Genomic DNA, 14,247 nt, shown 5'->3' on the forward strand with positions numbered 1-14,247 from the left:
CGGCTCAGCAAGCGTCGCCTGAAGCGCGGCGTGTTCCATTCGCTGGTCGACCTGCAGGCCGCCATCAATCGCTTCGTCGCCGAGCACAACCAGGAGCCCAGGCCGTTCGCCTGGACCGCCGATCCCGACCGAATCATCGAAGCCGTCAAGCGCGGGCACCAAGATTTAGATTCGCTCCACTAGGTTGCCGCGTCCAGTATCTCCTTGAAGCGCTTGCCGACCTTCTCGGCCAGGCCAACGGGAACGGCGTTGCCGATCTGCGTGTACTTGGGCACCTCGCGGTCGAAGTTGCCTTCCCGGGGGTTGCCGGCACGGCGCAGGCCGCCGGTTGTCCGCTTGCCGTGGAACTCGTACCAGTCGGGAAAGAGCTGGAGCCGGGCCCACTCGCGAACCGTGAGCGTCCTTGGCTGGGAAAAGTGGACGTAGTCGTCCGGCAACGAGGTCGCTGTGATGTTCGGGCGCTGGTTTCCCCACTGCTTCTTCAAGACCCGCTGCGAGAACTTTCGGGTTCGCATTGCTTTCGGTATCTCGCCGTTGTGGTCGAGCATGTACTGGAACTTCTCGACGATGTCCTTGCGGTGCTTGCTGTACTCGTGGTCGGAAACGCTGCCCCAGCGAGGCTGTTTGCTGCCTGGGCTCGACCTAAACCTTTTCTGGACGTCGGTGAGCTCGAGCGCGTTCCCCTTCTCATCCTGCAAGGGGTATTCCTCGGTCTTGAAATGCGAGGGGTACTTGCCGTTGACTCGCACGTTATCCAGAAGTTGGCCGATCTCCGGATCGACCAGGTCACCAAGCAGGTCGCATAGGTCGGGCGGTCGGCTCTCACCGCCCCGGGGAAGAAACCCGCAATCTACGGCGCTATCCTCAAGCGAGTCGGGATTTATCGCCGGATCAAGATCATCGAGCCTTTCGCTGGCAGACCTTAGGACGTCGTGGCGTATCCCGACGAGCAGAACGCGTGGTCGATTTTGTGGCACGCCGTAGTCGCTCGCATGTACAAGTGACCATCTCACAGTGTAGCCGTCGATCGCCATGAACGTGCCAAGCACGTCCAGCCATACCTTTTCTCCTCCTTCACGGGTCCACTTCGCGTTCAATAAACCCCTAACGTTCTCGAATAAAAAGATCTTCGGACGCATTTGGCTGATGACAAAGGCCATTCGCATGTAAAGCCGGTTCGAGGGAATTTGCACTCGGTCGACCGCGTAGGAGCGCCTTATCCCGATGCCAGAAAATCCCTGGCATGGCGGGCCCCCGGCAACGAGGTCCAAGGTTCCTCCCTGCCCTTGGGCTTCCTTGGTTTGGTCGCCTTCGAATCGTATGCCGAGATTCAATTCTGAGAGGTCGTGCTTTAGCTTCTCGATCCTCTCGTCAGTAAGCTCGTTGGCGTCGGCACATTGGAGTTCCGGGCGGTCCCTGAACTTGATCCCATCGAGCTCGTGGTGGCGGTTTGACAGGTAGGTCTTTCGCGCATCGTCGTTGATCTCGCTCACGAATACCGGTGTGAATCCTGCTTGCTCGAACCCGGTCGAGAGTCCGCCGCACCCGGCGAACAGGTCAACCATCGATAGGATGCGCCCGATTCGCAGACCTTCCGACCGTTCCTGTACCATGCTCGTGGCCGGCAACGTTCCGGGATCACTGACTTCCAGCATCGCCGATCCTCTCCAATACCTTCACACTCCGCATGATAACGTCATTTTGTGCCCTATCCAGATCGAAACACCATGGATGGTAGTCACTGGTGCAGATTGGCTTGGTTGCAGGGGTGCTCGTGCACGCCGCCCGCTTAGGGAACTACCGACGGAGCCGCTAGCACGAAAGCTCCCCACGGGTCCCCAGAGATCCTCGCAGTGACTTCACCGCAGGGCGGCCATGCACCCCGCCAACGGAGTCTGGACGGCTGGGTGAGTGTCGGCAAGTATTGCAATCAAGAGGGGCGTGCGATTGATGGAACCAAGCTACACTCGATTAAACGAAGGGCTAAACGAGGTTCTTCTTGGCGGCCGGTACGAAGGACGGCCGCTTTACATGGTATTGACGCCGGGTGAAGAGGAGCATCTGGCGAGTATCCTCGGCGTCGAGCAGGAACAGCTTTCGGCCACTGCTGGGCGGATTGTCGGCAACAGGCTGGACGACACCGGCGATCCTTACACGCCCTTTCATGCCGATCTTCGACACTGGAACGTGGAAGGACGGCGAGAGCCCCCTCCGTTTACCGGTCTTCTCCACGTGTTGGCTCATGCCGCGGAGATGATGCATTCGGATGGCAACTTCTCTTCGGCGAACTACTACCAGAGGCTACACGAGCTGACCGGGGTAGAGAGAAACCGCCTTAGCTTCCACGGCCGGTCGACCAAGGCATACTGGATCGCCCTGAACAGGTGGCTTGCAGAAAACGATTTCGTCTACGGGCGCCCAACGGCCCAGAAGCTCAATAGCTGGGAATACGTGAGCTACGCGATGTCGCAGGCGGTGGTGCGGCAAGCCGACAAGGAGCTCTTTTACTCGATGTTTGAGCGTTTCCGTTTCTCGGGAAGCGAGGACATCGATTCCGACGAGATGCATTCCTACGTCGACGAGTGGATGCGAGGTCCGAAACCCACCCAAAGGCTTCGGGCGGCCTGGGCAAAGAAAGACCTGCGGCGCCGAGTTTGCCAGGCGGCGGTCGAGGCACTCTCGGAATGGCGATATGCAACCATTCCAGAGGATTCGCACGCGCGCGGCAAGAGGCTCTCGGCGGTCGCATCCTTGTCCAGGGGGCTGTCGGGAGCCCGTTTCTTCATGGCCTTCGGTATTCCCGGGGAACTGTCCACGCCGGTAACCGGACTTCGGGCCAAGGACAATGCCGGTTCCGCCGCCGGCGAAACGCTGGAGATCGCGAATAGGCACTACGCCGCGTTCGCCACCCTTTGCCCCGATGCCTCGGTGAACATCCCCCGGGTTCTCGCCGAGGGCATCGAGCTCTCCGACGAGAAGGGAGGAAGCAAGTACTCTCGGCAGCGCAGCCTACTGGTGCCACTTGTTCAGCATGAAGGCGGTGCATACTGGCTGGAAGTTGGCCGGACACAGCTGGGAAAGCGCTACCTCGTGATGTGTAGCGACGGGGCGCCATCGCTCCGTGAAAGCCTCGAACAGTTCCTGCGAACCTACGCTGCACCAGGTTACAAGCATTACAAGCCCGGGGAGATGGAAGGCTTGCCGACGGGCTGGACGCTTTACGAGAACGTCGAGTTCGTCGTGTCTCCACCGCAAGTACCAACGGGGTTGACCGCGCTACACCCGGTCGCGACGGAGGCGACCTTGTCTACCACGGAAGGGCTGCGGCTGGGGCCAGATACCTGGCACTCCTCCATGCCGCCGGCTATACGCCTCTCTGGCGAGGCGGGGATGCTGGATCTGGTGGTTTACGAGGAAGACCAAGATGGCGAGGACCAGGTCATAGTTTCTTCCAGCGGGTACGGAGAGTGTGCCCTGGAACTGGGGGGCATTGGACTCGATCCGCATTCAGACCTTCGTGTCGCGGGATACCGAAACGGTAACCGCGTGGTTGAACGCCCGCTTCTCCTGAGGAGCGCCCGTAGACCCCGCCCGCTTCGTCGCGACGGAACCGGGACCCTGTATTGGCAAGCGCTTTCCACCGCGACTATGGCGGACAACGGAGCGCAGCACTTGGGAGTCCGGGGACACATCGTCGAAGGACTGGGCTCGGCCGACCCGCCTGGTTTCGGAGTCGCTTCCGACGGTGGCCTTTGTTTCCAGGGCCAGCAGGAAGAGGACACGCCGCTAGGGATAACTACGGCCGACCCGGCCCTGATCCGGGGAACCTACCTCGAGCAGTGTAAGAAGGGGCGGCACGTCTTCAGGAACGTTGATCTCGAGCCGGGCGAAAAGCCAACCATGGCATGCATCGTCTGCGAGCACAGGATCCCTGTTCCACGGTCACCGGGGCCGCCTGCGCCCAAGCCGCAATCGACCGTGAACCGCTCTTCGAACCCGCGGGTGCCCGTTGCAAGCCCGGCTGTTCACATCGGGGAGCCGCTAGACATGAACCTTGTCCTCGATGCCCTCTGTTACTTGGACAACGGGTCGTGGAGGCAGTTCGAGGACATCGTGTCCAGCGAGAGCCTCCAGCCCTGGGAGGCAAGGTCGTTGGCGGAGGACCTCTCGGCACTCGGCTTTATCGACGTCGAGTTGGAGGGAGCCACTAACCGCGTGCGGAGGTGGAGCGTTGTTCCGCCCGTCTTGACCTTCGCTCCGGATGGAATTGCATACTTCTCAGGCTTCCGCTCCGAAGACCTGGTGGAGCAAGCCCGGGAGGCCCTGGTGACGCAGGGCTTGACACTAGAACAGCTGGGCGCGCCGGGGGCGCCGGATGTCCTTTGCGTTCAAGGGCTATCGCCGCGGGAAGCGCCGAGCTTACTTGCAGGCATAGAAGATCCCCATGGTCGCCCCCTGGCGGTGGTTACCGATGCTGCGCAAAGGCTGGGTTCTGCGGTGCTCCAGGTAGACGGGCTTTCGGCCGCCGTTCGACCTGCGCACGTTGGAGCCACGCGTAACGTCGCCCGTTTCGATACTTCCACGTGCCGCTGGATCCCGGTCGACGAGTTGGGCGGCGTTGGTGCCTACCGCTACGACCACGCGGGTCGAGAGTACTGTTTCAGGGACAACGAAGGACACGACTGGGTTGGGCCCCACGAGATCGTGAAACTCCTGGCCAGCCGTGCGTCGGGAAGCCACCTCCATGGATACAACCCGTCGAAACAGGTCTTCGTGTCGGCGCTTGGCTGTGAGCCGGTTGGACTGCTCCGGCGGCTGCTGGTTGCGTGCTCGGGTACGCTTCCCGAGCGCAAGAAGGGTATGGCCAGTTATTCGTCGGTGCCGCCCCACGTGGCGGGGTTGGTCATGCATGTCCTCTACGAAAGCGAGATACTTCCATGATGGAACCCAGCCCGGCCTCGGTGATGAAAAAAGTAGAGGAAGCCTACCTCCGCTACTACGACAGCGCGTTCTGGATGCGGGACCCGGGGATCATGGCCGAGCGGAGGAAGCTGCTCTCCCAGCCCGGCGTCGTTTCGCAGGAACCTCTGCTGGAAGCAGTGCCGATGTATCCATCGGAAGTTCCGGTTGCAGACGCGTGCAAGAACGCGGGGCTTGGAGAAGAGGTTTCTCGCCACCTTGGGGAGGTAGTTTTTGGATTGCCCGCCGACCAGTTGAAGTTGAGGTTCCACCAGGCACAGTCCCTGGTCGCCTCGTTGGCGGGGGACGAGGACGGGCGTAGCAACGTCGTCGTGACGTCGGGTACCGGCTCGGGCAAGACCGAGAGCTTCTTGCTTCCCGTGCTTGCCAGGCTCATCGCGGAAAGAATACGCGGTGTCGGGAAAGGGGAACTCCACCGTTGGTGGGACGCCCCGCTGCAAAGCGGCGAAGCGTGGCAACACGTGCGGTTGAGGATCGCGGGTGGTCCCGATCCGGCCGTCCGGGCGCTCGTGCTCTATCCAACGAATGCGCTGGTGGAAGACCAGGTTTCCAGGCTCAGGCAAGCGGCCAACCGGGCGAAGGAGATCCACGGGAAGCCGCTCTTTTACTTCGGACGCTATACTGGTGCGACGCCGGGGAAGACCTTCGTTCCGAAGGGCGTGCCCAAGGCCGGCGAACGGGGGCGGATTAACGATCTCGGTCGAGATCTCCAGCGCATTGCCAGGGAAGCCTCGCGGTTAAGGGAAGACCTCGGTAAGCGGGGTATGAGCTCTCCCGATATTCTCGAGGTGTGTGCCCAGTTCCAGGACCCGTTTTGCGGTGAGCTCCTTTCCCGCTGGGACATGGTGGCTGCTGCCCCAGACATCCTCATCACGAACACGAGCATGCTCAACGTTATGCTCATGCGCGACATCGAGGAACCGATGTTCGCGCAGACTCGCGAGTGGCTTGCCAGCTCGAGCGACAATACCTTCACGCTCGTCGTGGACGAGCTGCATAGCTACAGGGGTACGCAAGGTACCGAGGTGGCGCTCGTTGTTCGCAACATGCTCGATCGGCTGGGGCTCGCCCCGGATTCGCCCCAGTTGCGCTGCATAGCAACGAGCGCGTCGATCGCGGGCGACGAGGGACGCTCGTACCTCGAGCAGTTCTTCGGAGTGAACGGGGAGAGCTTTGCCATCCTCGAGGGTCGGCCAGTCGAGCCGAAGCACGAGCTACCAGTCCCCGCCGACCTGGTCGAGATCCTCGAGAAATTCGAGCCTGGCCAACTTGGCGACATTGCCCCGGAGGCACTGGGCCAAGTGGCGCCAAGGTCTGCCCTGGCGCGCGCATGTATCGACGCGGGCAAAGACGAGGATGGCGTCGTACGCCCCGTGAGGCTGTCCAGGCTGAGACCCGTGCTGTTGGGAAACGCGGCCACCGAGACGGCCCTCGAGAACTTTCTCGCGTTAGCAGCCGCCGACCAGGGCGGTAGTTACGAGAACCCGAAGCCGACCTTCCGTTCACACGCCTTCGTAAGGCAAGTCCAGGGCGCCTGGGCCTGCTCGAACCCGGGCTGCGACCAGGTCAAAGAGAAATACAAGGGCAACGGGCGAAGCTTTGGCAGGCTTTTTAAGACGCCCAGCATGCGGTGTTCCTGCGGTGGCCAAGTGCTAGAGCTCCTTTATTGCTACGATTGTGGCGAGGCATACCTAGGGGGGTTCGTCGTCGAGCCGCCGGCGGGAATGGGTGCCTTGCCCGGGGCGTTCCTGGAAGCATCTGCGCCGGGTTCGCTCCCCGGCGGCCCGGGCATGGTGTTCGAGCGAAAGCACTCGGATTTCCGGTGGTACTGGCCCGGGGGCATTCCGCCGAAGGGCGAGTCAACTTGGTCGCACAAGGACCCGGGCACGGGAAAATCACGAGATTACTCGTTCGAGCCGGCGGCCTTTGATCCCGTTACCGGGTACCTCGAGCCCTCCGCGGGTCGAGAGCCCACGGGGGTCGCGCTAGGTGTGCCAGCGGACTTGGGAGACAAGGTAGCCGGGTTGCCGGAACGCTGTCCGAGGTGCCTGTCCTCCAAGCGACAACGTAACCTCAAGGCCTTCTACGATGGTACGGTCGATTCACCGATCAGGGGACTCAGGACAGGCCTCAACGTGACCACCCAGCTCGTGGCAGACAGGTCACTCGTCGCTATTGGAGGTGGTGGGACCGAGAAGCTGATTGCCTTCACCGATAGCAGGGACGACGCTGCCGACCTCGCGGCCGGCCTCGAGCTCCAGCACTTCCGGGACCTCGTTCGGCAGCTAGTATTCCAGTCGCTCGAGACTACAGATCGACCAAGCCGAGAGGAGATCGAGGCCGTCGCCGCGAAGGACAACTCGAAGGAGCCGATGTCCAAGCGGGAAAGCGGCATCGCGGAATGGGCACGGAAGCAGGCGCAGGAGGCCTGGTCCGCGGCCAAGATGGTTGCCGCCGGAATAGCTGAGCAGGCCCAGGCGGAAACGTTGGACCGGTACGGTGCCGAGTCGAGCGGCGGCAACCTCGGTTGGCCTCGGCTACTCTTGGCAATCGAGAAGCGGCTGGTCGAGCTCGGTGTTAACCCCGCTGGTCCGGCGGCAACGAGCGCCGAGATCGACGGGCAACCGTGGTGGAGTTTCTTCGACCCGCCGGCTAGCGCTAGCTGGCAAACTCTAGATCCGGCAGTAGCGAGCGAGGGGCGCCAGCGGATTGTCGCGAAGCTCGCGGTACACGTAGCGAACACCTTGTTCGACTGGGGCGGCCGTGACCTTGAGTCGATCGGTCTTGCCCACATCGGTGTTCCTGGACGGCACGGTGCCGCTCTGGGCCTCGATGACACCGTCGCCGACGGCATAGTCGCCAACGTCGTTCGCCTGTTGGGCCAGCAGAAGTACTTCGAAGGAAGCTCTCGCTCCTCCAACAGTACGAATACACCGGTGCGCGTCAGGGACTACCTCGGGAAGGTCGCGCCGCTCGTCGGCCGTGAACCCCAGGACTTGGCGGAGGCGATCGGGAATTACCTCGGGGAACTGAAGGTAATAAGCCAAAACTGGTTTCTGAGAACCAATGACCGCGCTGGCCTGCGGCTCGAGATCCGCCCGCGCCGCCAAGGACAGGAGCTAAGGCGTTGTTTGACCTGCGCCGCGGGAACGCTGGTCGTGCCCGTTCCGGCCTGTCTCTCGAGCTATTGCGGCGGTAACGAGTTCGAAGTCGTCGAAGAGAGAGAGCCAGACTACTACAAGTGGGTTTCGGAAGAACCTCCTCACCGTCTCGCGGTCGAGGAGTTGACCGGCCAAACGAAGCCCACGTCGGAGCAACGCAGGCGGCAGCGGTTGTTCAAGGGCAACGCTTTCCTGGAGGAGGAAGAACCCCTCGTGCAGGCGCTGGACGTCCTGAGTGTCACCACGACGATGGAGGTCGGCGTGGACATTGGCTCACTCCGACTCGTGATGATGGCGAACATGCCCCCCCAGCGCTTCAACTACCAGCAGCGGGTCGGCAGGGCCGGCCGCGCGGGCCAGCCATTCTCTTATGCGTTCACGCTGTCCAGGGGCGCGGCGCACGACGACTACTACTTCAACAACCCTGAGCGGATGACCGGGGACGTGCCGCCGCAGCCATACCTTGACCTATCGAGACCCGAGATCATTCGCCGAGTGGCTGCATCAGAGTGCCTAAGACGAGCATTCCTGTCCCTTGTAGAGCCGCCGAAAAGGTCCGCGGAAAGTACGCACGGTTCCTTCGGCCGCGTCGAGGACTGGGAGGGAGGCTACAAGCCGGCGGTGGAAGCCTGGTTGGCAACTAGCGACGAGGTCGAAGCCGTCGTTGGGCGGCTCGCCGCCTTCGCCCTGCTGGCGCCGCCGGAGGTCGAGGGCACGGTTAAGTGGATTCGAGACGATCTCGCGCGACGGGTCAGCGAGGCGGTATCTGACCCGCGCTACGTCCAGGGCGAGCTCAGCCAACGCCTGGCTGTCGCCGGGATCTTGCCGATGTTCGGGTTCCCGACACAGGTGAGGAGCTTGTTCGCCGACAAGAAGGTCAACTCGGCGGAGGATTCCGTCATCAGCGACCGGGCGCTCGACCACGCCGTGTGGGCATTTTCTCCAGGTGCCGAGATCCCGAAGGACAAGCAGCTGCACACGGTGGTGGGTTTCGTTCAAAGGGCCGATATCGGGAACCGGGTCCTCAACATCGAGGATCCGCTCGGGCCTCCGGTCAAATTCTCCAGGTGCCTCGAGGATTCGTGCGGTAGCATGGTGATGGGAGATGTCGAGAGTTGCGCTGCATGCGGCAATCCCGCGGAGCCCTTCGAATTGTTTCAACCCAAGGGCTTCCTGGCGCACTGGAAAGCGAAGGACTACGAGGGGCAGCGTAGCCGCGGGCGGGCCCTACCTACGCCAGTCATGGCGTTCGAGCCGCGCTACGATGAAGGGGAACATGTCGGCGTGGTCAAGTTGGCGCTGCAGCAGGGGCCCGTCGCTATCGTCAACGACAACCGCAAGCAGGACTTCGAGTTCCACCAGCAGGACTACAACAAGATTGTAGTAAAGGATCCCGCGCTCTACGAGGACGAACACCTTCTAGCAAGTTATGCAGACAACCCCGTGGGCAGGGGGGCGATAGGGGCAATCTTCACGACGGACGTTCTCAGCCTTTACTTTGACGACGCGCCCGGCATAGGTGCTGACGGCGTCTTGGACCGGGTGAACCAGCCCTCCGCCATGCCGGCCTTGGCGTCGTTCGGAGAAATGCTGAAGTTGGCCGCTGCCACTTGGCTCGACGTAGATCCGAACGAGTTCAGGTCGGGGCGGCAGTTGCTTTCGGTTGCTGGCAAGGCCATCACCGAGCAGGTGTTCCTGGCCGACGCCTTGGAAAACGGGGCTGGCTACGCGCGTAGGATTGCCACTCCCGTGCATTTTAGGTCGCTGTTGCGAAAGTTCTACGAGGAGACAGGGCTTGGTACGTGGCGCGAGAAGTCACACGCGGGCGAATGCGATAGGTCATGCCCGGACTGTCTTCGGAACTACGCGAACAGGTTTCTCCATGGCTTGCTAGATTGGCGCCTTGCGTTGGACCTGGGCGAGGTCGCGCTTGGCGCCGAGCTGGATACTAGCCGCTGGCTGGACAAAGCGGACCAAGACGCTCGGCGTTTCGTGGACTTCTGCGAGCAGGCGAAAATGAAGGCATCGATCGAGGACCACGCCGGGCTTGCCTGCGTCACGCGGGACGGCGAGAAGGCCATGATCCTGTCGCATCCACTTTGGCACCTTTCGGACGGTTTCGCGCAGCCAGCCCAGCGAGAGGCGAAAGAAAGCCTGCAGGCCAAACACGGCTCCAGCATCGAATGCAGGTTCGTTGACATTAGGGATCTCGGGAACCGTCCGGCCCACCACCTGGTGTCCCTTAGAACATGATCGAGGTGATCGGGATCCCGGGAACCTCGGAGCACGATGCCGCGCTAAAGATTGCCGACGCACTCGCGAAACTTTGGCCAGGGCTGCGGGACACGCCGAAGGAAGAGGACCACGTCCGGATCGCGGCAAACGTCAAGATCTCGGGTTACAGGGTAAGCGACGTGGATGTCGTCGTAGCGGCGAAGTTTCGTCCGGGCCGGCGTTTTGTTCCCCGCCGCGTGTTGAACGACAGCGACGGAAAAAAGATCCGCGCGGGGAGAGTGGCCGTCAGGTCGATCGTTGCCGCGATCGAGGTGAAAGATCACCCTGCTTCCAGCGTAAGGCTGGTTGGCGATAGCGTTATCGTTCCCTACAAGGAAAGGGGAAAGGTCGACTGGAAAGACGCGACCGACCAGAACGTCGCGCAAGCCCATGCCATGAAGTCATACTTCTCCGGGCGGGGCAGCGTGGTTTGGGTATACCGCTGCCTCGTCATGCAGGGCTTGAACGAGATCTCGCTCGCCGGCGCAGTGCCATCGACGTTCAATGGCACTGCCTTCCTCGGGACCTTGGCCGCCGTGAACGGAGTTTATCAAGGCGGGAAAGAGTACGTCTTGTCATCGGGGCCAGAGGCTGCACTCGAAGCTGTCTTGAACGCACCTATTTTCGACCCAGTTGTACCGTCGGCACTCGACCGGAAACGAATGGACCGGATAGCCGCGCGGCGCCAAAAGGCAGAGCAGGTCGCGGAGCTCCTGGGCAAGAAGCCGGTACACCTCAGGGGACACGGCGGAACCGGGAAAACCGTCCTGCTCCTCCAGTCAGCGTGGCAAGCATACCAATCCCTTGGCAAGCGTTCGTTGGTCCTGACCTACAACCGTGCCCTCGCGGCTGACATCCAGCGCTCGCTAGCTCTCATGGGGATTCCATCCGGTGGGCATGAGGGGGGCGGCATCGAGGTGACCACCGTAATGTCGTTGATGTACACTTGGTTCAATAGGTTGGGCGCCGCCACGACCAGCAATGACGGGGCGAACTACGCGGACTACGAGGCGCGCTGTGCCGAGGTCGTCGAATTCTTCCGCTCCGGGACCCTGACCTCGAGCGATGTTGAGGCGGCCACTGCGGACGATCCCGCGCGTCTCGAGTTCGACGCGATCCTGGTAGACGAGGCCCAAGACTGGCCGCAGGCAGAAGCAGAGTTGCTGGTGACGCTATACGGCCCGGATCGAATTGCGCTCGCAGACGGGACTCTTCAACTCGTGAGGGGACGGCAAACGAACTGGCGGTCAGCGGGCGTGCTGAAGGGGCAGCAGGAGACCATTCCACTCAAGAGGTGCCTCAGGATGAAGGCGAACCTCGGGAGGGCCGCAAATGCCATCGCGGAGGAGGCCGGGCTGAACTGGTCGGTCGACACGAACGACGAGGCTGCCGGTGGAAGAGTGATCCTTTCACTCGGCGACTACGCGGACGCGCGTGACCTGAGGCACGAACTTGAAAACAACGCGCTGGAGTCCGGAAACGACAAGATCGACTTTCTCCACTGCGTTCCTCCGTCCGGCGTGAAAGCCGGTAAGACCGGTCGTTGGAGCTCCTTGGGGAGAGTGCTTCGAGACGAGGGGCACGGTCTCTGGGACGGGGTGAATGAAAGGACAAGGCGTGATTTCCCGCGTTCCAAGGACTTGTACCGCGTCGTGCAGTATGAATCATGCCGGGGACTTGAGGGCTGGGTGGTTGTTCTCGATGGTTTCGACGAGTTTTGGCAAGCGAAGTACGACGAAGAGCTATCCCGCAACTCGGGGCCTGACGAGGGAGCGCGTGACCCAGGAGATGTCGCTTCCGCGGTGGCCTGGAGATGGTGCATGATCGCCCTCACGCGCCCAATCGATACGCTCGTGATCACGGTGCGAGACGCCGATTCAGAGCTTGCGCGCGTGCTAAGGCGAGCAGCGGACCGCCTGGGGGATGTATTCGAAAACTGGCAGGAATAGGATTTTCTTGCTGGGTATGCTCTCGATCATGGGTGAGTCATAGGTTGGAGAAAATCAATGCCGACCTTGCCCGTTGGCGATTGGAAACGTGGAATGCCGGCCAAGGGGAGTGCCCAGACGGTATGGTCGAGCCCCTTGGGAAACCGAAACTAGGCCGTTATTAGGTAAAGCTGGTTTGTACTTTCGACTCCTGATTTCGGCCGTCACAGCTCGTACCCCTTAGACATCCAGTGTTCCCGCCTAATGTGCCTAAGCCAGTCCGATACCGTCGGAATAAAGCCACCACAGTCTTCTCTAACGTGCTGTTCCCCGATGTACCGTACGGGAACGTCCTTTCCCTCCGAATTTATTATTGTAATCCCAAAAATACGTTCAGCCTCGAAAATTCCCTGTGAATGATGTCGCAGGGCCCGGTGCCTAAAGTCGGCAAAAAATTCTTTCGATGCGTCAAACCAGTTATGTATCTCTTGGTAATCTTGGGGGTTTCCGCCAAATCTTTTTGCGGATGACACCGCGTGTTTAAAAGTGTGCATTCACCTAACTCCCCGACACTTTGAGTTATTCGATTCTTTCGAACGTCATGACGTCATGATCTTCCAAGGAGGATTCGAATTCGATCTCTCCTTCGACAGTACCAACATGTTCGGCCCACTTCCTCGGTGTACGAATACACATTGATGGCCCATCTGGGCCTACAGAGTAACGGATCTCGAGAGTACCTGTCTGGAGGTGTGTCGACTCCTTGAAATTTTTGGCAAAAGATATTGCTCTTTCCATGTTATAAATTTCTAATTTTCGCGCTCCATTTTCTTTCTTCTTCAAGAATTCCAGAAATTGCATCAGAGAACTGAGGCCTATGTTGTAATTCCAAACATAATATTGACGTTTATTTCGCCGGAAAGTCTTGTATTTATCGAGAGGTATGCTCCTATGGTCGAGTTTGATTTTTAGATCGACGCCAAGAGCTTGAAGAAGAATCGGAAAGGAGAAGGTAAGCCATTTAGGTTCTGCCGCCATGTAGTATTTTATTGCCCTTTCGGGGCAAGCATAATCGATCGCTTCCGAATAGAGGGGCGTTTCTTCATCGAACCCCACTTCTTCGTGTTGAAAAAAAAGTGTTGTAGAAGTACACTTTTTTTGCGAAAACTCAAAAAGGCAGTCGATCTTTTTTATCCACCAGGTTATTTGACCGTGTATGCCAATGTCGCCTGTGCCGAATCCATGCTCTTTGTGAAGCCAAAATCCAACATCGGTGAATACCTTTGATACCGCGTCAGGGAATGCGAGTGACTCGATTGAAACATTTATGAGGCCCGACGGACCTTCCGTGGCGTTTGCAAACTCGATTGTTCCCTGGATAAAATTCAGATCTTCGCTAAGAAACGCTGTTCCTTCATCTGATCCACCATCAAATTCACCTTGAATTCGGCGGATTGGTGGGTCAAGTGTTCGGCAAAACTCCGCGATATTTTCAATATTTTTATTGATTCTCTGTACGAATTCGTCCGCAAGACGCTGCGCCATCGTTCCATTCCTAAGCGGTGCGCTCCGATATGCTGGCCAGCTTCCGTCTGAGGCAACTTTGAAAAGTCAGCGTCGTGCGAAGCTTGTATCATCTTTGGCCGTCAATACTACCCGGGTTGAGCGCGTCCATCTAGTGGATTGAACCCGACAGTGGAGTCCCGGTGGGGATTCCCCTTGTCGGCTTTGCGTGCGAGCCTGCGGCATGCGCACGGGTATCAGCTTCGAAGTTTCTCCGGATGACCGCTCTCGTCTCGAGGCGCTCGTCCGGGATCGGAACGCCCCTCAGAACCATGTCCGGCGAGCCCGGATCGTCCTCTGCACGGCCGATGGTTTCGGCACCAACGCGATCATGCGCGAGA

Annotated in this window: 6 protein-coding genes and 1 pseudogene; 4 read left to right on the forward strand and 3 right to left on the reverse strand. The window is 60.1% G+C overall.

Annotated elements, in window-relative coordinates:
- Positions 1–183, forward strand: a pseudogene (locus CWC60_RS07740) (IS630 family transposase); the annotation flags it as partial.
- Here CWC60_RS07740 and CWC60_RS07745 read toward each other — a convergent pair.
- Positions 180–1,655 (reverse strand): DNA cytosine methyltransferase, encoded by a 1,476-nt coding sequence (locus tag CWC60_RS07745; RefSeq protein ID WP_206419825.1) that lies wholly within the window; start codon positions 1,653–1,655, stop codon positions 180–182. The pseudogene CWC60_RS07740 and the gene CWC60_RS07745 overlap by 4 nt on opposite strands.
- 295 nt (positions 1,656–1,950) lie before the next feature.
- Between CWC60_RS07745 and CWC60_RS07750 the strand changes: the two genes are divergently transcribed.
- The 3 genes from CWC60_RS07750 to CWC60_RS07760 are packed head-to-tail and all read left to right on the forward strand — an operon-like array spanning position 1,951 to position 12,364.
- Positions 1,951–4,941, forward strand: a complete 2,991-nt coding sequence (locus CWC60_RS07750) for a hypothetical protein (RefSeq protein WP_125182743.1) — start codon at positions 1,951–1,953, stop codon at positions 4,939–4,941.
- Entirely contained in the window at positions 4,938–10,394 is a 5,457-nt protein-coding gene (locus CWC60_RS07755; RefSeq protein WP_109793432.1) for a DEAD/DEAH box helicase, read from the forward strand. The genes CWC60_RS07750 and CWC60_RS07755 overlap by 4 nt, the downstream gene beginning before the upstream one ends.
- The gene (locus CWC60_RS07760; RefSeq protein WP_109793433.1) at positions 10,391–12,364 is read left to right on the forward strand and encodes a DEAD/DEAH box helicase; all 1,974 of its coding nucleotides are present in this window, start codon (positions 10,391–10,393) and stop codon (positions 12,362–12,364) included. Before CWC60_RS07755 ends, CWC60_RS07760 begins: the two co-directional genes overlap by 4 nt.
- A gap of 203 nt (positions 12,365–12,567) precedes the next feature.
- Here the strand turns inward: CWC60_RS07760 and CWC60_RS24365 are convergent, their stop codons facing one another.
- On the reverse strand, positions 12,568–12,897 hold the full coding sequence (locus CWC60_RS24365; protein ID WP_109793434.1) for a DUF6915 family protein: 330 nt from the start codon (positions 12,895–12,897) through the stop codon (positions 12,568–12,570).
- Between the two features lie 25 nt (positions 12,898–12,922).
- Positions 12,923–13,888 (reverse strand): hypothetical protein, encoded by a 966-nt coding sequence (locus tag CWC60_RS23220; RefSeq protein ID WP_125182744.1) that lies wholly within the window; start codon positions 13,886–13,888, stop codon positions 12,923–12,925.
- Positions 13,889–14,247 lie beyond the last annotated feature (359 nt).

The sequence above is a fragment of the Minwuia thermotolerans genome, assembly GCF_002924445.1.
Taxonomy (GTDB): Bacteria; Pseudomonadota; Alphaproteobacteria; order Minwuiales; family Minwuiaceae; genus Minwuia; species Minwuia thermotolerans.

What these genes read in the sequence shown, in the direction of transcription:
- CWC60_RS07755 (WP_109793432.1), top strand. Translation starts at nt 4,938, where the DNA reads ATGATGGAACCCAGCCCGGCCTCGGTGATGAAAAAAGTAGAGGAAGCC.
- CWC60_RS07760 (WP_109793433.1), top strand. Translation starts at nt 10,391, where the DNA reads ATGATCGAGGTGATCGGGATCCCGGGAACCTCGGAGCACGATGCCGCG.
- CWC60_RS07750 (WP_125182743.1), top strand. Translation starts at nt 1,951, where the DNA reads ATGGAACCAAGCTACACTCGATTAAACGAAGGGCTAAACGAGGTTCTT.
- CWC60_RS07745 (WP_206419825.1), bottom strand. Translation starts at nt 1,655, where the DNA reads ATGCTGGAAGTCAGTGATCCCGGAACGTTGCCGGCCACGAGCATGGTA.
- CWC60_RS24365 (WP_109793434.1), bottom strand. Translation starts at nt 12,897, where the DNA reads ATGCACACTTTTAAACACGCGGTGTCATCCGCAAAAAGATTTGGCGGA.
- CWC60_RS23220 (WP_125182744.1), bottom strand. Translation starts at nt 13,888, where the DNA reads ATGGCGCAGCGTCTTGCGGACGAATTCGTACAGAGAATCAATAAAAAT.